Below are 16,300 nucleotides of genomic sequence, written 5' to 3'. Positions count from 1 at the left end.
GGGTGACGAAGTCCTATCCCTCCGCTCCCCCGCTCCGCGCGGTCCGCGGCTGGGGTCGGCGCAGTACGCCGACTGCCCACACGGTCAGCGCGCAGGTGGCGAAGGCGGCGCCGAGGAGGCTGGAGGCCGGCCAGCCGTGGGCGCCGTAGGCGGTGGTGGTCGTGGCGGCGCCGAGGGCGGAGCCGAGTGCGTAGAAGACCATGTATGCGCCGATGACGCCGCTGAGGCGGTCCGGGTGCGCGGCGGTGAGCACGTGCTGGTTGCTGACGTGCACGGCCTGGACGGCGAAGTCGAGCAGCACGATCCCGGCCGCCAGCAGCCACAGCGACGACGGCAGCCGTTCGATCGCCGCCCAGGAGGCGACGAGCAGCGCGAGGGCGAGGCCGGTGACCGGGGTCGCGCGCCCGGCGTCGGCCCAGCGTCCCGCGCGGGCGGCGCCGAGCGCGCCCGCGAGGCCGAGGACGCCGAACAGGCCGATCCGGCTCTCGCCCAGGTGCCAGGGGGCGTCCGCGAGCGGGAGGGACAGCCCGCTCCACAGCGTGCCGAAGGAGGCGAAGAGGAAGAAGGCGATGAGGCCGCGGGTGAGGAAGGGGCGCTGTGTGAAGAGTCCGCCGAGGGCGGCGACCGCGCCCGCGTAGTCCGTGGCACGGCGGGGCCGGTCCTCCGCGGGCAGGCAGCCGAGGACGAGGCCCGCGAGCCCGAGTGACAGCGCGGCGAGCACGGCGTAGACGCTGCGCCAGCCCCACGCCTGGGCGAGGACGCCCGCGACGACGCGCGCGCCCAGGATGCCGACGACGACGCCCGAGGTCACGACGCCGATGGTCCGGCCGCGTTCGGCGGGGGGTGAGAGGGACGCGGCATAGGCGACGGTCGTCTGCACCACGACCGCGAACGTCCCGGCCGTCGCGAGTCCGGCGAACGCCGCCCACGCGGCGGGCGCCGCCGCCGTGAGGACCGCGCCCGCCGCGGTGGCGGCCAGGTGCACGGCGATCAGCCGGCGCCGGTCGGCCACGACGTCGCCGAGCGGCACGAGCAGCACGAGCCCGGCCAGGTAGCCGAACTGCCCGGCCGCGACGATCCAGCCGGTGCGGCCCGCGGGTACGCCGAGGTCGCGCCCCATCGGCCCGAGGACCGGCTGCGCGGCGTAGACGGCGGCCACGGCCACGCCGCACACCGTCGCGAGCAGCAGGCGGCTCCATGTGGTCATCGCGCCCACACCTCCTATCGGTAGCAAATTGAAACCGATTGGACGGTACGGCATGATGGTTTTGATCCGCAACTCATTGGGAGATGTCATGAACGGCGACGACGGCGCGCCCGCCGCGACCCCCGACCCCGACCGGCCCGAGGTCGACTGGACCGACCCGGAGTGCCCGGTGGCCCGCACGCTCGACCTGGTCGGCGACCGGTGGAGCCTGCTCGTGATCCGCGACGCGATGGACGGGGCGCGGGCGTTCACCGAGTTCCAGCGCCGCACCGGCATCGCGCGCAACATCCTCGCCGACCGTCTCCGCAAGCTCACCGCCCACGGACTCCTGGCCCAGCGCACCGCAGCGACCGGCCGCCGCCAGGAGTACGTCCTCACCGACGCGGGCCACGCGCTCTTCCCCGTCATCCTCACCCTGCGCCAGTGGGGCGAACACCACGCCTTCGCCCCCGGCGAGCCCCGCTCCACCCTGACCGGCACGGACGGCACCCCCGTCCCCGCCTTCACCCCCACCGCCCCCGACGGCACCCGGCTGGACGCGGCCACCACACGCGTCCGGAAGCCCCGGAGCCCCCAGGGGTAGGGTGACGCCCCCTCAGTGGAACTCGTGCACCACCTGGATCTCGCCGACGATGTGCGCGTTGAACTCGGGGAGTTCCTCCGCCGGGACCCACAGTTCGAGGATCGTGCGGCCGCCGGCCTGCCGCACGGGGTAGCGGGCCAGGAAGTCGGACTCGACCTCGAAGCGGGTGACGTAGCCCGCGCCGTCATGGGGGACGTTCCAGTCGCGGGCGATCGTGATCGCGTAGTCCTCGTTCAGCACGGGGTAGAAGATCGGCTGCTCGGGGAGGCGGGGCGGCCAGGCGCGCCATGCGAGGGCGCGGACGAGGTCGAGTTCGGCCGGGCCGGTGGGGCGCCAGAGGGTGGTGGTCATCGGGGGTGCTTTCGAAGGAGGCCGGGGCACTCGCACCGTAGCCGGTCGGTGCGCGGGCGGGCCACGGCTTATCCCGCTGCCGCGTCGTCCAGGGACGCCAGGGTCTCGTGGAGCCACGCCCGCTCCGCCTTGGTGGTCGCGCGGGCGATGAGCAGGACGCCGCGGCGGAAGGGGTCGGGCATGTCCTCGGCCCGCTGGGGGCCCGTGTCGTCGTGGAAGAAGCTCGACGGGGTGTCGAGGAAGGCGAGGCGGCGGCGGAGGACGGCGGCCTGGGCGGCGGGGTCGGGGAGGTGACGGAGAAAGGCCAGGACGGTGAACCAGCGGTTCTCGTTGGTGATGTCCTGCTCCGCGGGTTCCGCGAGGCGGCGGTGGAGTTCGGCGCGGCCCTCGTCGGTGAGGCTCAGGACGTGGCGGGGGGCCGCGGCCGCGCCGGGCTGGGGGGTGCGGCTCAGCAGGCCGGCCTGCTCCAGCCGTTTGATCGCCGGGTAGAGCGTGCTCTCCGCCACCGGCTTGACGTGGCCGCTCAGCGCGGCGATCCGGCGCCGCAGGTCGTAGCCGTGCAGCGGCTCCTCGTGGAGGAAGCCGAGGATCGCGAGTTCCAGCATCGGGTCATTGTCCCCCATCGAAGGGGTATCTCGGGAGCGACATACATCGGTGACGATGTATGGTGAGGCGCGAACACGCGAGCGAAGGAGCAGGAACATGCGTCAGACACGCTTCGGCACCGGCGGCGCCCACATCCGGTGGACGGAGGCCGCCGGGAGCGGGCAGACGGAGTGGGACGGGCCCGCGCGCGTCCATGTGCACGGGCTCGGCGCGGCCTCGGGCGCCTACACCGCGCACCTCACCGCCGACCCGCTGCTCTCCGGGCGCCGCACCCTCTTCGTCGACCTGCCCGGCTTCGGACTCAGCGACCGCCCCGCAGACTTCGGCTACACGCTGGAGGAGCACGCGGACGCGGTCGCCTGCGTGCTGGACGCCGCGGGCGTGCGGGGCGCGGAGCTGATCGGGCACAGCATGGGCGGCGCGGTCGCGATCGTGCTGGCCCACCGCAGGCCGGAGCTGGTCTCCCGGCTCGTGCTCGCGGAGGCGAACCTCGACCCGGCCCCGCCGCAGGCCACCCAGGACAGCAGCGCGATCGCGACCTGGTCGGAGGAGGAGTTCGTGCACGGCGGCGGCTTCGCGGCCACGCTGGAGCGCGTCGGCTGGCTCTGGGCGGCGACCATGCGCACCTCGGACCCGCTCGCGCTGCACCGCTCGGCCACCGCGCTGGTGCGCGGCACGCAGCCGACGATGCGCGCGATGCTCGAATCGCTCACCGGCATCCCCCGCACCTACCTGGTGGGCGAGCGTTCCGGGGAGGACGGGGTGGACCGGGCCGGGCTGGAGGCCGCGGGCGTGGAGGTGGTGACCGTCCCGGAGGCCGGGCACTGCGTCATGTTCGACAACCCGGCGGCGTACGCCCGCGCCATCGCGGCCTGAGCAGCCCCCGCGTCAGCTCTCGCCGGGGGAGGCCGTACGGCGCCGGACGTCGGCCATGAGCGTGTCCAGCAGGGCGATGAGCTGGGCGCGCTGCTCCGGCTCCAGGCCCTGGACGAGGCTCGCCTCGCGGCCGAGCACCGCGTCGACGGACCGCTCGATGAGGTCGTGCCCCGCGGGGGTGAGCGCGACCTCCACCGCGCGGGGCCCGGCGCCGGGCGTACGGCGGACCAGGCCCTCGCGTTCGGCGCGGGCCACGCGCTGCGAGACAGCCCCGGCCGTGACGAGCGTCCGGCGGGCGATCTCGCGGGTCCCGAGGGCGTACGGGGGGCCCGCGCGGCGGATGACGGACAGCAGGTCGAGGGTCGCCGCGTCGATGCCCGCGGCGCGCAGGACGCGGGCCCGGTCGTCCGCGAAGAGCTTGGCCAGCCACCAGAGGGGCGTCACGATCTCGATCGAGTCGGTGGGGGCGGTGGGCCGCTCCCGCCGCCACGCCGCCGCGATCCCGGCGGCGGTCCGCGCGGAGCCGGTCGTATCGGACCCGTCCGCGTCGGATCCTGCCGCGTCGGACCCGGCCGTATCGGGGCGGGACGCCTCAGCGCCGGAAGCGTCATCGCCGGAAGCGTTGTCGCCGGGCACCCCCTCCACCCCGGAAACCCCCATGCCGCCGCCCTCCGCCATCCGCTACGTTTAGGTCTAAACATAGCACCGCACCCCGGAGGCCCCCATGCCCCGCACCGTTCTCGTCACCGGCGGCACCAGCGGTATCGGCCGCGCCGTCGCCGCGCTCTTCGCCGCCGACCGGGCCCAGGTGATCGTCACCGGGCGGCACCAGGACACCGTGACGCAAGCCGCCGAGGAGCTGGGCGCGGGCGTGACCGGCGCCGTCTGCGACGCGTCCGACCCGGACCAGGTCGCCGCCCTCGCGGCCCGCCTCGACAGCCTCGACGTCCTGGTCAACGCGGCCGGCGGGCTGCCCGCGGCCCCCACCGGGAGCGACGGCGCCCTGCACGGCGTCCTCGCCCAGTGGCAGGACAGCCTCGCGCAGAACCTGCTCACCGCCGTCCTGACCACCACCGCGGTACGGCCCCTGCTCACCGCGCACAGCTGCGTCGTCAGCATCGGCTCGATCGGCGCCGAGCGGCGCGGCGGCTCCTACGGGGCGGCCAAGGCGGCCCTCGCGGCCTGGAACGCGGCGCTCTCCCACGAGCTCGGGCCCAGCGGCGTGACCTGCAACGTCATCGCGGCCGGCTACATCGAGGGCACCGGCTTCTTCCGTGGTGGGATGACCGGCGAGCGGCACCGCGCCCTCGTCGAGGAGACGCACGACAAGCGGGCGGGCACGGTCGACGACATCGCGCGGACCGCGCTCTTCCTCGCCTCCCCCGGCGCCCGGCACATCACCGGCCAGACGCTGCACGTCAACGGCGGCGCCCACACCACCCGGTGACACGCGAGAGCCCCCGCCCGCCGGGAACGGCGGACGGGGGCTCCGGTACGGCAGGGGCTCCCGCGCGGCAGGGGCTCCGGTACAGCAGGCTCAGAGCGCGTCGGCGAGCAGCGGCTCGTCCTCCGTCTCGGAAGAGGCCTTCGGCTTGGCTCCGGACGCGCCGCGCAGCGGCGTCTCGACCAGGAACCAGGCGGCCAGGAAGCCGAAGACGCTCACGATCGCGCCCCACAGGAAGACCACGTGCGTACCGGACGACACCGCGTGGAAGTACGCGTCCTTCAGGCCCGCCGGGAACTTCGCGATCGTGGCCGGGTCCAGCTGGGCCCCACCCTTCATCGCGGCCGCCCCGCCCGGCGCGGACTCCATGGAGTGCTGCACCTTGTGCGAGAAGAGCGCGCCGAAGAGGGAGACGCCGAAGGAGCCGCCGATCGTGCGGAAGAGCGTCGCGGACGACGAGCCGACGCCGATGTCCCGCATCTCCACGCTGTTCTGCGCGACCAGCATGGTGATCTGCATGATGAAGCCCATGCCCGCGCCGAGCACGGCCATGTAGAGGCCGGACATGAAGCGCGTGGTGTCGACGCCCATCGTGGACAGCAGCGCCAGGCCGACGGTGATGAGCGCGCCGCCGACGATCGGGAAGATCTTGTAGCGGCCGGTCGCCGTCGTGACACGGCCGGCGACCATCGAGACGGCCATCATCGCGAGCAGCATCGGCAGCAGCAGCAGGCCGGAGTTGGTCGCGGAGGCGCCCTGCACGGTCTGCTGGTAGAGCGGCAGGAAGGTCATCGCGCCGAACATCGTGAAGCCGACGAGGAAGCCGATGACGGAGATGAGCGAGAAGTTCGCGTTGCGGAAGATCCGCAGCGGCATGATCGGCTCGGGGGCGCGGGTCTGGGACCGGATGAAGGCCGCGAGCGTGACCAGGCCGAGCACCAGCAGGCCGATGATCTGGACGGAGCCCCAGGCGTACTCGGTGCCGCCCCAGGTGGTCAGCAGCACCAGCGAGGTGATGGAGACCGTCAGCAGCACGCCGCCGAGGTAGTCGATCCGGCCCTGGCTGCGCTTCTTCGGCAGGTGCAGCACCGTCGTGACGACGGCGAGCGCGACCGCGCCGATCGGCAGGTTGATGTAGAAGCTCCAGCGCCATCCCCAGTTGTCGGTGATGGAGCCGCCGACGAGCGGGCCGCCGATCATGGCGATGGCCATGACACCGGCGATCATGCCCTGGTACTTGCCGCGCTCCCGCGGCGGGATCAGCTCGCCGATGATGGCCATGACGCCCACCATCAGACCGCCGGCGCCCAGGCCCTGGAAGGCCCGGAAGGCGATCAGCTGGTCCATCGACTGGGCGGCGCCGGAGGCGGCCGAGCCGATCAGGAACAGCACGATCGAGGTCAGGAAGATGCCCTTGCGGCCGTACATGTCGCCGAGCTTGCCCCAGATGGGGGTGGAGGCGGCCGTGGCCAGGGTGTAGGCCGTGACGACCCACGAGAGGTGGTTGAGGCCGCCGAGCTCGCCGACGATCGTCGGCATCGCGGTGCCGACGATCATGTTGTCGAGCATCGCCAGCAGCATCGCGATCAGCAGGCCGCCCATCACCACGCGCACGCTGCGCTGGCGGGGCCCGCTCTCCTTGCCGTCCGCTCCGGCACCTGCGGGCAGCGGCCCGGATGCGGAGGGTGTGGCGGATTCGGTCTGGGACATGACCGGTGGTTTCTCCCCCATACGAGGGCGGTCGTTCAGCGGTACTTACTTGCCGCCCGGCTAGCACATTGTCGTATGAGCACGGTACGGTGCTAACTAGCCGGGCGTCAAGTAAGTGCGTAGCCTGGCAGGCAGGCCCTACCGTGAGGGCTGTCGAGCCCGTCCCCCTCCCGGCGGAGGGTCACACAGCAGGAGAGCGACGGTCATCATGGGCACACCGCAGCAGGAGCAGCACGCCCACGCCCACCCGCAGGAGCAGCACGGCCACGCGGCCCATACGCGGGAGCAGCCCGCCCACGCGCCCACGCACGCCCACGCGCACCAGCGCAGGGGCGACACCCGCGGGCGCATCCAGCAGATCGCGCTGGAGCTGTTCGCCGAGCAGGGCTACGAGAAGACCTCGCTGCGGGAGATCGCCGAACGCCTCGACGTCACGAAGGCGGCGCTCTACTACCACTTCAAGACCAAAGAAGACATCATCACCAGCATCGCCGAGGACCTGACGACGCCGGTCGAGGACCTGGTGAACTGGGCCGAGGGGCAGCCGCGCACGCTGGCGACCAAGCAGGAGCTGCTGCGCCGGTACAGCGACATCCTGTGGAAGTCCACGAACTTCTTCCGCTTCGTCCAGGAGAACCAGGCCACCGTCCGGGACCTGAACATCGGCGAGCGGATGAAGAGCAGCATGTCCGCGCTCGGCAACCTGCTCAAGGACCCCGGCGCACCGCTGCCGGCGCAGGTCCGCAGTGTCACCGCGCTGTTCTCGATGCACGCCGGGATGTTCGTGATGCAGAACGTCGAGGGCGACCCCGAGGAGAAGCGCATGGCCATCCTCGAGGTCGCCCTCGATCTTGTCGCCCAGGCGGAGACGGGCAGCACTCTTACGAGTTGACCCGTCCCGCGCCCGGTTGACGTATCAGCGTCCGGTGCAGGTCCGCGGGGTGCGTCAGACGTTCACGCCGTGCGTCCGCAGGAAGTGCAGCGGCTCGACCGCGGAGCCGTAGATCGGGGTCGTACGGACCTCGAAGTGCAGGTGCGGGCCGGTCGAGTTACCGGTGGAGCCGGACTTGCCGATCTCCTCGCCGGTGATGACCTTCTCGCCCACGTGCACGCCGATCTTCGACAGGTGGCCGTACTGGGTGTACAGGTGCGCACCGTGCTTGATCACGATGTTGTTGCCGTACGCGCCGCCCCAGCCCGCCGTCACGACGGTGCCGGTGTGCGCGGCCCGGACGGAGGTGCCGGACGGCACCACGAAGTCCTGGCCGGAGTGCTTGTGCGCCCAGTGCGGGCCGGCCTTCGCGAAGCCCGCGCCGATCGTGAACTTCTCGGTCGGCGTCATCCAGCCGGCGATCCGCTTCTCACGGTCCGCGGCGGCCTTCTCGGCCGCGTGCTTCTTGGCCTCGGCGTCGGCCTTGGCCTTGGCGACGGTCTGCGCGGCGGCGTCCTTCTGGCCCGTCGCCTGCTTCTGCAGGACGTCCGCGACCGAGGTGGCGCTCGCGGCAGCCGGAGCCGGCGCCGCCTCGTGCGCGCCGCCGGCGGCGAACGCTGCGGTCGAGCCCAGCGCGAGCGCCGCGACCAGACCGCCGGTCACCACGGCCGCACGGCCACGGGTCACGGTGGCGGCGCGGTTCTTCATCGTCGAGTTCTTACGCATGCAGGAAAATCCTCACGGGGTGGGGGTTGCGACGAGCCGGGGTCAGCCCGTGCTCCACCTTGGTAACCCGCACGAACCCGGTGGGGCAAACACCCCACCTCCTACCGAGCGTCGTAAAACGGACAAATAGCAGCACTCTCCCGCAAGGCCTTGCGGTACGGCCTACTAATCCCTTTCGTACGTAATCCACGTCACGTGGGTCAGCTCACCGCGGGGCCCCGATCCGGCCCCGGAAAAAGACCGGCCGGGCACGCGAAAAGCCCCGGCCCGGGACCTTTGCTCAAGGTCCCGGGCCGGGGCTTTCGGGCCCCCGAAGGGGCCGGAGGGCTAGCCCTCCTTGGACAGGTTCGGCGTCTCGACGGGCGGGGCGTCGGCCACCGTCACCTTCTCCTCGCCGCGGAAGGTGAACGTCGCCGCGTCACCCTCGCCCTCGACCTCGACGACCACGATGTGGCCGGGACGCAGCTCGCCGAAGAGGATCTTCTCCGACAGCGTGTCCTCGATCTCCCGCTGGATCGTCCGGCGCAGCGGCCGGGCGCCCATCACCGGGTCGTAGCCGTGCTTGGAGAGCAGTTCCTTGGCCTCCAGGCTCAGCTCGATGCCCATGTCGCGGTCGCGCAGCCGCTCGTCCACCGCGCCGATCATCAGGTCGACGATCTGCAGGATGTCGTCCTGGCTGAGCTGCGGGAAGACGATGACGTCGTCCACACGGTTGAGGAACTCGGGGCGGAAGTGCTGCTTGAGCTCGTCGCTGACCTTGTTCTTCATCCGCTCGTAGCCGGACTTCGTGTCGCCCTGGGCGGCGAAGCCCAGGTTGAAGCCCTTGGAGATGTCGCGGGTGCCGAGGTTGGTGGTCATGATGATCACCGTGTTCTTGAAGTCGACGACCCGGCCCTGGGAGTCGGTCAGGCGACCGTCCTCCAGGATCTGCAGCAGGCTGTTGAAGATGTCCGGGTGCGCCTTCTCGACCTCGTCGAAGAGGACCACGGAGAACGGCTTGCGGCGCACCTTCTCGGTGAGCTGGCCGCCCTCCTCGTAGCCCACGTATCCGGGCGGGGAGCCGAACAGCCGCGAGACTGTGTGCTTCTCGCTGAACTCCGACATGTCGAGGGAGATCAGCGCGTCCTCGTCGCCGAACAGGAACTCGGCGAGCGCCTTGGACAGCTCGGTCTTACCGACACCGGACGGGCCGGCGAAGATGAACGAGCCACCGGGACGCTTGGGGTCCTTCAGACCGGCGCGGGTGCGGCGGATCGCCTTCGAGAGCGCCTTGACGGCGTCCTTCTGGCCGATGATCCGCTTGTGCAGCTCGTCCTCCATGTGCAGCAGCCGGGAGGACTCCTCCTCGGTCAGCTTGAAGACCGGGATGCCGGTGGCGGTGGCGAGGACCTCGGCGATCAGGTCGCCGTCGACCTCGGCGACGACGTCCATGTCGCCGGCCTTCCACTCCTTCTCCCGCTTGGCCTTCGCGGCGAGCAGCTGCTTCTCGTTGTCCCGCAGGGACGCGGCCTTCTCGAAGTCCTGCGAGTCGATCGCGGACTCCTTCTCCCGGCGCACCTCGGCGATCTTCTCGTCGAACTCGCGCAGGTCCGGCGGCGCGGTCATCCGGCGGATGCGCATCCGGGAGCCGGCCTCGTCGATCAGGTCGATCGCCTTGTCCGGCAGGAAGCGGTCCGAGATGTAGCGGTCGGCCAGGGTGGCGGCGGCGACCAGGGCCTCGTCGGTGATCGACACGCGGTGGTGCGCCTCGTACCGGTCGCGCAGGCCCTTGAGGATCTCGATGGTGTGCGGCAGCGACGGCTCCGCGACCTGGATGGGCTGGAAGCGGCGCTCCAGGGCCGCGTCCTTCTCCAGGTACTTGCGGTACTCGTCGAGCGTGGTGGCACCGATCGTCTGCAGCTCGCCGCGGGCCAGCATCGGCTTGAGGATCGAGGCCGCGTCGATCGCGCCCTCGGCCGCGCCGGCACCGACCAGGGTGTGCAGCTCGTCGATGAACAGGATGATGTCGCCGCGGGTGCGGATCTCCTTGAGCACCTTCTTCAGGCGCTCCTCGAAGTCACCGCGGTAACGGGAGCCGGCGACCAGGGCGCCCAGGTCCAGGGTGTAGAGCTGCTTGTCCTTCAGCGTCTCCGGGACCTCGCCCTTGACGATCGCCTGGGCCAGGCCCTCGACGACCGCGGTCTTGCCGACACCGGGCTCGCCGATGAGCACCGGGTTGTTCTTGGTACGGCGGGACAGCACCTGCATGACCCGCTCGATTTCCTTCTCTCGCCCGATGACGGGGTCGAGCTTTGTCTCCCTTGCGGCCTGGGTCAGGTTCCGGCCGAACTGGTCCAGGACGAGCGAGGTCGAGGGGGTGCCCTCGGCCGGCCCGCCGGCCGTGGCCGACTCCTTGCCCGTCGAGTAACCGGAGAGCAGCTGGATGACCTGCTGCCGCACCCGGTTCAGATCGGCGCCCAGCTTCACCAGGACCTGGGCGGCGACGCCCTCGCCCTCGCGGATCAGGCCGAGCAGGATGTGCTCGGTGCCGATGTAGTTGTGACCCAGCTGAAGAGCCTCGCGGAGCGACAGCTCCAGGACCTTCTTGGCCCGGGGGGTGAAGGGGATGTGGCCGGACGGGGCCTGCTGGCCCTGGCCGATGATCTCCTCCACCTGCTGGCGGACCGCCTCAAGAGAAATCCCGAGGCTCTCCAGGGCCTTAGCGGCGACACCCTCACCCTCATGGATCAGGCCCAGGAGGATGTGCTCGGTGCCGATGTAGTTGTGGTTGAGCATCCGGGCTTCTTCCTGAGCCAGGACGACAACCCGCCGCGCGCGGTCGGTGAACCTCTCGAACATCGTTAATCGCTCCTCAGAGCGGTAGGGCAGTGAGGGGTCGGTCCCCTCCCTGTCCTTCCGCATGCTAGTCCCGCACAGCGGCGCCGCTCACGTATCGACCCCCGCTGCGACGGGGAAAGCTGCGCCACCGGCTGACGTCACTCCCACAACCTCGATGGTGCGAGACGATGTTCCCGCAGGCCAGGCGAATACCTCTTTCTCTAATACGCCCGTGGCGAACGCCTGCCCCGCCGATCGCGGCACCATCCCTTCCCACTAGGTACTTCTTACCCTGCGCGACCGACAGTCCACACCGGATGTCGGTCAGGTGTGCGCTACGGGCGAACAGTCTTGCGTCCGGGCGAACACTTCGCGCCGCCCTCCGGCCCGCCGACCCCCTACGGCATGCATTCGTACGCGCACGAAGCGTAACTCCGCCGCGGCGGGGAAGTTGCCCGTGCATGGGCTGGTACGAGGATGAGCTGGGCTGGCCGGTGGCCGAGACGTCCGGGGCGGGCGCGGGGGCGGCGGTGCCGGGGCTGGTCACCGGCGTGCGCTTCGACGCGCTGGAGGTCCCCGCGGAGGCGGGGTACGCGCTGCTCGGCCGCTTCTCCCGGCCCGGCGCGCTGGGGCCCGTGGCGCTCGACGGGCGCCGGGTGCGGCTGCTGGTCGCGGCGGGCTCCGCGGAGGAGCTGCCGGGCCTGCTGGAATGGCTGGACTGGGGCGGCATCCCGCTGGACCTGTCCGCACTGGGCGCGGGGCGGGTGATGCGGGCGCCGGCGCACCCCGAGTGGGGCCGCCGGGAGGCCGCATACGACCGGTCGGCACCGGTGTGGCTGCGGCCCCCTCGGCCGGGCGTCGACGTCGAGACCACACTGCCCGCGCTGCACGTCACCGGCGCGGCCGGCGGGGCCGATGGATCGGGGGTGCCCATCGGCCTTCCGGCCCTCGTCGCCGCCGCCGCGACGGCCTGCCACCGGATCGCGCTGCGGGCGCGTGCGCAGGATCAGCCGTGGGCCTTCTCGTACGCCTCGCGGATCGTGGCCGGCACCCGGCCGCGGTCGTTGACCTCGTAGCCCTTCTCCTTCGCCCACGCGCGGATCTTCGCGGTGTCGGGCCCCGAGGCGCCCGCGCCGCGCGCCGCCTTGGTACGCCCGCGCCCGGCACGGCCACCGGTGCGGCGGCCACTGTCCGTGTACGGGTTGAGCAGCCCGCGCAGCTTGTCGGCATTCGCCGTGGTGAGGTCGATCTCGTACGTCACGCCGTCGAGTGCGAACGTCACCGTCTCGTCCGCCTCACCGCCGTCGAGGTCGTCAACGAGAAGGACCTGAACCTTCTGTGCCACCGGCTTCCCTTTCATCGAAAACGGATTAACGGTAAAAGCAAAGCGCCTTTCCCGGGAAAACACAAACCCCTTGCGCGAAGACGGACGCCCGAGACAGTGCGATCCGGACAAACCGGAACGTCACAGTTGCAGCAGCATGCGACTGTTGCCCAAGGTGTTCGGTTTCACGCGCTCCAGGTCCAGGAACTCGGCGACGCCCTCGTCATTGGAACGGAGCAGCTCCCCGAACACATCGCCGTCCACCGGGGTGTCCCCGGTCTCGCGGAAGCCGTGCTTCGCGAAGAAGTCCACTTCGAACGTGAGGCAGAAAATGCGGCGGACTCCCAGCCAGCGCGCGGTCTGGAGCAGCTTCACCAGCAACTGGTGGCCCACTCCCGCGCCGCGCAGCGCCGGGTCCACGGCCAGCGTCCTGACCTCGGCCAGGTCCTCCCACATCACGTGCAGGGCGCCGCAGGCCACCACGGAGGCGTCCTCGTCGCGTTCGGCGACCCAGAACTCCTGGATGTCCTCGAAAAGGGTCACCGTCGCCTTGTCCAGCAGGATGCCGTCGCGCACATACGCGTCCAGCAACCGCCGCACGGCGGGGACATCCGCGGTGCGGGCACGGCGGATGGTCACGTCATTCGACACGAGGGGCATGGACGGACGCTATCGCCCTTCCGCATCGGGCGGACCCGAGGGGTCGACGGACTGGATGATGCGCATTGCGTCCCGCACCGCTTCACGCTGTTCCGGGGACATCATGCCGAAGAAGTGGACCAGCGCCTCGGCCGGGTTGTCGCTCGCCGACCATGCCTCGTTCATCAGTGCGGCGGAGTATGCGGCTCTCGTCGATACCGCCTCATAGCGATAAGCGCGGCCATCGGCCTCCCTGCGCAGCCAGCCCTTCTGGCGCAGGTTGTCCATTACGGTCATCACCGTGGTGTAGGCGATCGTGCGGTCCTGCGCAAGGTCCTCAAGAACCTCACGAACAGTGACCGGACGGTTCCACTCCCACACCCGGGTCATGACCGCGTCTTCGAGGTCTCCCAATGGCCGGGGCACACTCGGAATACTAAGCGGTGGTATGGCCGAATGCCCGGAATGCGGACCCGTCGGGGGTGGGTCAGGGGCCGGTCAGCGGTCCTCGTCGGCGGCCTGGCGGGCGGCCTCGGCGCGGGAGAAAGCCGCGTCGACCGCCGCGTCCTCCCTGGCCTGGGCGCCGCCCTGGTGCTTGACGATCGTGACGATCACACACGTGAAGAGGATCGCCATCACCAGCGGGGGAACGATCGCGGAAACGTAGTCCATACGGCCAGAGTAGCCACGCCTCCCGTGCGCCCTGCATACGGGTGCGCCAACACCGCCCGGGAGGGCGGAAGAGTGCGGGAAAAGCCCGCCGCCCCGCGGCCCCGCACGGTGAATGCGGGGCCAATACCCGGGATAAGTCCCGGGCGCGGGGCGGGCGGGTCAGATCGCGGGGGCCGGACCCGCGGGGAGCGGGCTCCCGGGGGCGCCGGCGTCCTTCGCCGGGGGCTCCGGGCGGGAGGGCCGCGGCGGCCAGATCTCGGCGGGCGTGGGCGTACGGCGGCCCGGCTCGGGGGCGGGCGGCTGCGGGCCGGTGGGCCGGGGCGCCCCCGGGCCCGGCTTCGGGGCGGGCTTGGGCTGGTCGGCGGCGGACGGACCGGGGAGGGTGAGCGGGCGGCGCGGCGCGGGCATAGGGGCCTCCAGACGCTGTCGGTACGTCGTCGTTGCCTGGACTTTAAGTGCTAAGCGGACAAATTGCCCGCAACCCCTTCCGCCGGGTGCGTCGCCCGGACCTCCCGCTACGTGGTGGGGACGTTGCGCTCGTACACCAGGCGCAGGCCGATCAGCGTCAGCCACGGCTCGTGCGTGTCGATGATCGACGCCTCGTTCAGCACCAGCGGGGCGAGCCCGCCCGTGGCGATGACCGTGACGTCGTCGGGGTCGGCGGCCAGCTCGCGGGCCATCCGCTCGGCGATGCCGTCCGCCTGGCCGGCGAAGCCGTAGAGGATGCCGGACTGCATCGCCTCGATCGTGTTCTTGCCGATGACGCTGCGCGGCCGGGCCAGCTCGATCTTGCGCAGCTGGGCGCCGCGCACACCGAGGGCGTCGACGGAGATCTCGATGCCGGGGGCGATGGCGCCGCCCACGTACTCGCCGCGCGAGGACACCGCGTCGAAGGTCGTCGCGGTGCCGAAGTCGACGACGATGCAGGGGCCGCCGTAGAGGTGGACGGCCGCGAGGGAGTTGATGATGCGGTCCGAGCCGACCTCCTTGGGGTGGTCGACGAGGATGGGCACGCCCGTCTTGACGCCCGGCTCGACGAGCACCGCGGGGACGTCCCCGTAGTAGCGCCGGGTGACCTCGCGCAGCTCGTGCAGCACCGACGGCACCGTGGAGCAGATGGCGATGCCGTCGATGCCGTCGCCCAGGTCGCCGAGCAGCGGGTGCATGCCCATGAGGCCCTGGAGCAGCACGGCCAGCTCGTCGGCGGTGCGGCGGGCGTCGGTGGAGATGCGCCAGTGCTCGACGATCTCCTCACCGTCGAAGAGCCCCAGGACGGTGTGGGTGTTGCCGACGTCGATGGTGAGCAGCATCCGCCCTCAGCTTTCCGCTCGCAGGTCCAGGCCGATGTCGAGGATCTTCGCGGAGTGCGTGAGCGCGCCCACGGCCAGGAAGTTCACACCGGTGTCGGCGTAGGCGCGGGCGGTCTCCAGGGTGAGCCGGCCCGAGGACTCCAGGAAGGCCCGGCCGCCGACGACGGCGACGGCCTCGGCGGTCTCGGCCGGGGTGAAGTTGTCCAGCAGGATGAGGTCGGCGCCCGCGTCGAGCACCTCGCGCACCTGGTGCAGGGTGTCCACCTCGACCTCGATCGGGACGTCGGGGAACTCCTCCCGGACACGCCGGAAGGCCTGCGCCACACCGCCCGCGGCGATCACGTGGTTGTCCTTGACCAGGGCCGCGTCCGACAGCGACATGCGGTGGTTGACGCCGCCGCCGCAGCGCACCGCGTACTTCTCCAGCGCCCGCAGGCCCGGGGTGGTCTTGCGGGTGTCGCGCACCTGCGCCCGGGTGCCCTCCAGGACGTCGGCCCAGGCGCGGGTCGTGGTGGCGATGCCGGACAGCCGGCACAGCAGGTTGAGGGCGCTGCGCTCGGCGGTGAGCAGGTCGCGGGTGCGGGTGCGCACCGTCAGCAGCTTGTCGCCCGCCGCGACCCGGTCGCCGTCCTCGACGTGCCGCTCGACCTCGAACTCGTCGGTGCACACCACCGACAGCACCGCCTCGGCCACCCGCAGGCCCGCGACGACGCCGGCCTCGCGGGCGGTGAAGTCGCCGACCGCGAAGGAGTCCTCGGGGACGGTCGCGAGGCTGGTGATGTCCACGCCCTGGTCGAGGTCCTCCTCGACGGCCATGTGGGCGATGTCCTCGACCTGTACGGGGTCGAGCCCGGCCTCGGCGATCAGCGCGGCCAGATCCGGGTCGAGACCGCACTCCAGCGGGTCCAGCCCGTAGTCGTCCGCGTAGTCGGCGGAGCCGCAGCCGCAGCCGTCCCCGCAGCCGCCGCCCGCTTCCTGCGGCGGGCCGATCGTCGGCAGCGGGAGGGCGACGGGCTGGCGGTCGGGGCTGGTCACGGGTGCTCCTTCGGCGGGCGGTGCGGGTGCCGCGGGCGGGCGGCGGGGGGTGCGGACATCGGCGGCAGC

19 protein-coding genes are annotated in these 16,300 nt (G+C 71.6%); 5 read left to right on the top strand and 14 right to left on the bottom strand.

Annotated features, from left to right (window positions below; all coding sequences use genetic code 11):
• Nucleotides 1-13 precede the first annotated feature (13 nt).
• Nucleotides 14-1,207 carry an MFS transporter gene (locus ACH4PY_RS34540; protein WP_398192275.1) on the bottom strand — a complete coding sequence of 398 codons (1,194 nt, stop codon included), beginning with the start codon at nucleotides 1,205-1,207 and terminating at the stop codon, nucleotides 14-16.
• 88 nt (nucleotides 1,208-1,295) lie between these two features.
• Here ACH4PY_RS34540 and ACH4PY_RS34535 point away from each other — a divergent pair, with 88 nt between their 5' ends.
• A complete protein-coding gene (locus ACH4PY_RS34535; protein WP_398192273.1) occupies nucleotides 1,296-1,790 on the top strand; it encodes a winged helix-turn-helix transcriptional regulator in 495 nt (164 codons plus the stop codon).
• Nucleotides 1,791-1,802: 12 nt separating this feature from the next.
• On the opposite strand, the gene ACH4PY_RS34530 is transcribed toward ACH4PY_RS34535, so the two are convergent.
• Nucleotides 1,803-2,141 carry a hypothetical protein gene (locus ACH4PY_RS34530; protein WP_398192271.1) on the bottom strand — a complete coding sequence of 113 codons (339 nt, stop codon included), beginning with the start codon at nucleotides 2,139-2,141 and terminating at the stop codon, nucleotides 1,803-1,805.
• Between the two features lie 68 nt (nucleotides 2,142-2,209).
• A complete protein-coding gene (locus ACH4PY_RS34525; RefSeq protein WP_398192336.1) occupies nucleotides 2,210-2,746 on the bottom strand; it encodes a PadR family transcriptional regulator in 537 nt (178 codons plus the stop codon).
• A gap of 97 nt (nucleotides 2,747-2,843) precedes the next feature.
• Here ACH4PY_RS34525 and ACH4PY_RS34520 point away from each other — a divergent pair, with 97 nt between their 5' ends.
• Nucleotides 2,844-3,623, top strand: coding sequence for an alpha/beta fold hydrolase (locus ACH4PY_RS34520; RefSeq protein WP_398192269.1), 780 nt, complete (start codon nucleotides 2,844-2,846; stop codon nucleotides 3,621-3,623).
• A 12-nt stretch (nucleotides 3,624-3,635) separates the two neighbouring features.
• On the opposite strand, the gene ACH4PY_RS34515 is transcribed toward ACH4PY_RS34520, so the two are convergent.
• Nucleotides 3,636-4,283 carry a MarR family winged helix-turn-helix transcriptional regulator gene (locus tag ACH4PY_RS34515; RefSeq protein ID WP_398192267.1) on the bottom strand — a complete coding sequence of 216 codons (648 nt, stop codon included), beginning with the start codon at nucleotides 4,281-4,283 and terminating at the stop codon, nucleotides 3,636-3,638.
• Nucleotides 4,284-4,347: 64 nt separating this feature from the next.
• Between ACH4PY_RS34515 and ACH4PY_RS34510 the strand changes: the two genes are divergently transcribed.
• Nucleotides 4,348-5,070, top strand: a complete 723-nt coding sequence (locus tag ACH4PY_RS34510) for an SDR family NAD(P)-dependent oxidoreductase (protein WP_398192265.1) — start codon at nucleotides 4,348-4,350, stop codon at nucleotides 5,068-5,070.
• Nucleotides 5,071-5,160: 90 nt separating this feature from the next.
• On the opposite strand, the gene ACH4PY_RS34505 is transcribed toward ACH4PY_RS34510, so the two are convergent.
• A complete protein-coding gene (locus ACH4PY_RS34505) occupies nucleotides 5,161-6,777 on the bottom strand; it encodes an MDR family MFS transporter (RefSeq protein WP_398192263.1) in 1,617 nt (538 codons plus the stop codon).
• Between the two features lie 208 nt (nucleotides 6,778-6,985).
• On the opposite strand from ACH4PY_RS34505, the gene ACH4PY_RS34500 reads away from it, so the two are divergent.
• Entirely contained in the window at nucleotides 6,986-7,669 is a 684-nt protein-coding gene (locus ACH4PY_RS34500) for a TetR/AcrR family transcriptional regulator (RefSeq protein WP_398192261.1), read from the top strand.
• Between the two features lie 54 nt (nucleotides 7,670-7,723).
• Here ACH4PY_RS34500 and ACH4PY_RS34495 read toward each other — a convergent pair whose 3' ends face one another.
• Together ACH4PY_RS34495 and ACH4PY_RS34490 are read right to left on the bottom strand one after the other, a co-directional pair.
• Nucleotides 7,724-8,434, bottom strand: a complete 711-nt coding sequence (locus tag ACH4PY_RS34495) for a M23 family metallopeptidase (protein WP_398192259.1) — start codon at nucleotides 8,432-8,434, stop codon at nucleotides 7,724-7,726.
• A 327-nt stretch (nucleotides 8,435-8,761) separates the two neighbouring features.
• The gene (locus tag ACH4PY_RS34490; RefSeq protein WP_398192257.1) at nucleotides 8,762-11,272 is read right to left on the bottom strand and encodes an ATP-dependent Clp protease ATP-binding subunit; all 2,511 of its coding nucleotides are present in this window, start codon (nucleotides 11,270-11,272) and stop codon (nucleotides 8,762-8,764) included.
• Between the two features lie 440 nt (nucleotides 11,273-11,712).
• On the opposite strand from ACH4PY_RS34490, the gene ACH4PY_RS34485 reads away from it, so the two are divergent.
• Nucleotides 11,713-12,327, top strand: coding sequence for an SCO3374 family protein (locus tag ACH4PY_RS34485; protein ID WP_398192255.1), 615 nt, complete (start codon nucleotides 11,713-11,715; stop codon nucleotides 12,325-12,327).
• Here ACH4PY_RS34485 and ACH4PY_RS34480 read toward each other — a convergent pair.
• The 7 genes from ACH4PY_RS34480 to nadC form a co-directional block, all read right to left on the bottom strand.
• Entirely contained in the window at nucleotides 12,258-12,596 is a 339-nt protein-coding gene (locus ACH4PY_RS34480) for an Lsr2 family protein (RefSeq protein ID WP_031524250.1), read from the bottom strand. The two genes, ACH4PY_RS34485 and ACH4PY_RS34480, sit on opposite strands and share 70 nt — an antisense overlap.
• A gap of 120 nt (nucleotides 12,597-12,716) precedes the next feature.
• The gene (locus ACH4PY_RS34475) at nucleotides 12,717-13,235 is read right to left on the bottom strand and encodes an amino-acid N-acetyltransferase (RefSeq protein ID WP_398192252.1); all 519 of its coding nucleotides are present in this window, start codon (nucleotides 13,233-13,235) and stop codon (nucleotides 12,717-12,719) included.
• Between the two features lie 9 nt (nucleotides 13,236-13,244).
• Complete coding sequence (locus ACH4PY_RS34470) at nucleotides 13,245-13,640, bottom strand: BlaI/MecI/CopY family transcriptional regulator (protein ID WP_398192249.1); 396 nt, start codon at nucleotides 13,638-13,640, stop codon at nucleotides 13,245-13,247.
• A gap of 72 nt (nucleotides 13,641-13,712) precedes the next feature.
• Nucleotides 13,713-13,886, bottom strand: coding sequence for a hypothetical protein (locus tag ACH4PY_RS34465; protein WP_398192247.1), 174 nt, complete (start codon nucleotides 13,884-13,886; stop codon nucleotides 13,713-13,715).
• Nucleotides 13,887-14,045: 159 nt separating this feature from the next.
• Complete coding sequence (locus ACH4PY_RS34460; protein WP_398192245.1) at nucleotides 14,046-14,294, bottom strand: hypothetical protein; 249 nt, start codon at nucleotides 14,292-14,294, stop codon at nucleotides 14,046-14,048.
• A 107-nt stretch (nucleotides 14,295-14,401) separates the two neighbouring features.
• On the bottom strand, nucleotides 14,402-15,196 hold the full coding sequence (locus ACH4PY_RS34455; RefSeq protein ID WP_398192243.1) for a type III pantothenate kinase: 795 nt from the start codon (nucleotides 15,194-15,196) through the stop codon (nucleotides 14,402-14,404).
• Nucleotides 15,197-15,202: 6 nt separating this feature from the next.
• Nucleotides 15,203-16,231 carry a carboxylating nicotinate-nucleotide diphosphorylase gene (gene nadC, locus ACH4PY_RS34450; protein ID WP_398192242.1) on the bottom strand — a complete coding sequence of 343 codons (1,029 nt, stop codon included), beginning with the start codon at nucleotides 16,229-16,231 and terminating at the stop codon, nucleotides 15,203-15,205.
• Nucleotides 16,232-16,300 lie beyond the last annotated feature (69 nt).

The sequence above is a fragment of the Streptomyces sp. NPDC021224 genome, from assembly GCF_044332905.1.
Classification (GTDB): Bacteria; Actinomycetota; Actinomycetes; order Streptomycetales; family Streptomycetaceae; genus Actinacidiphila.
The sequence above is the reverse complement of the archived record's forward strand: the minus strand, read 5'-3'. Positions and strand labels throughout refer to the sequence as shown.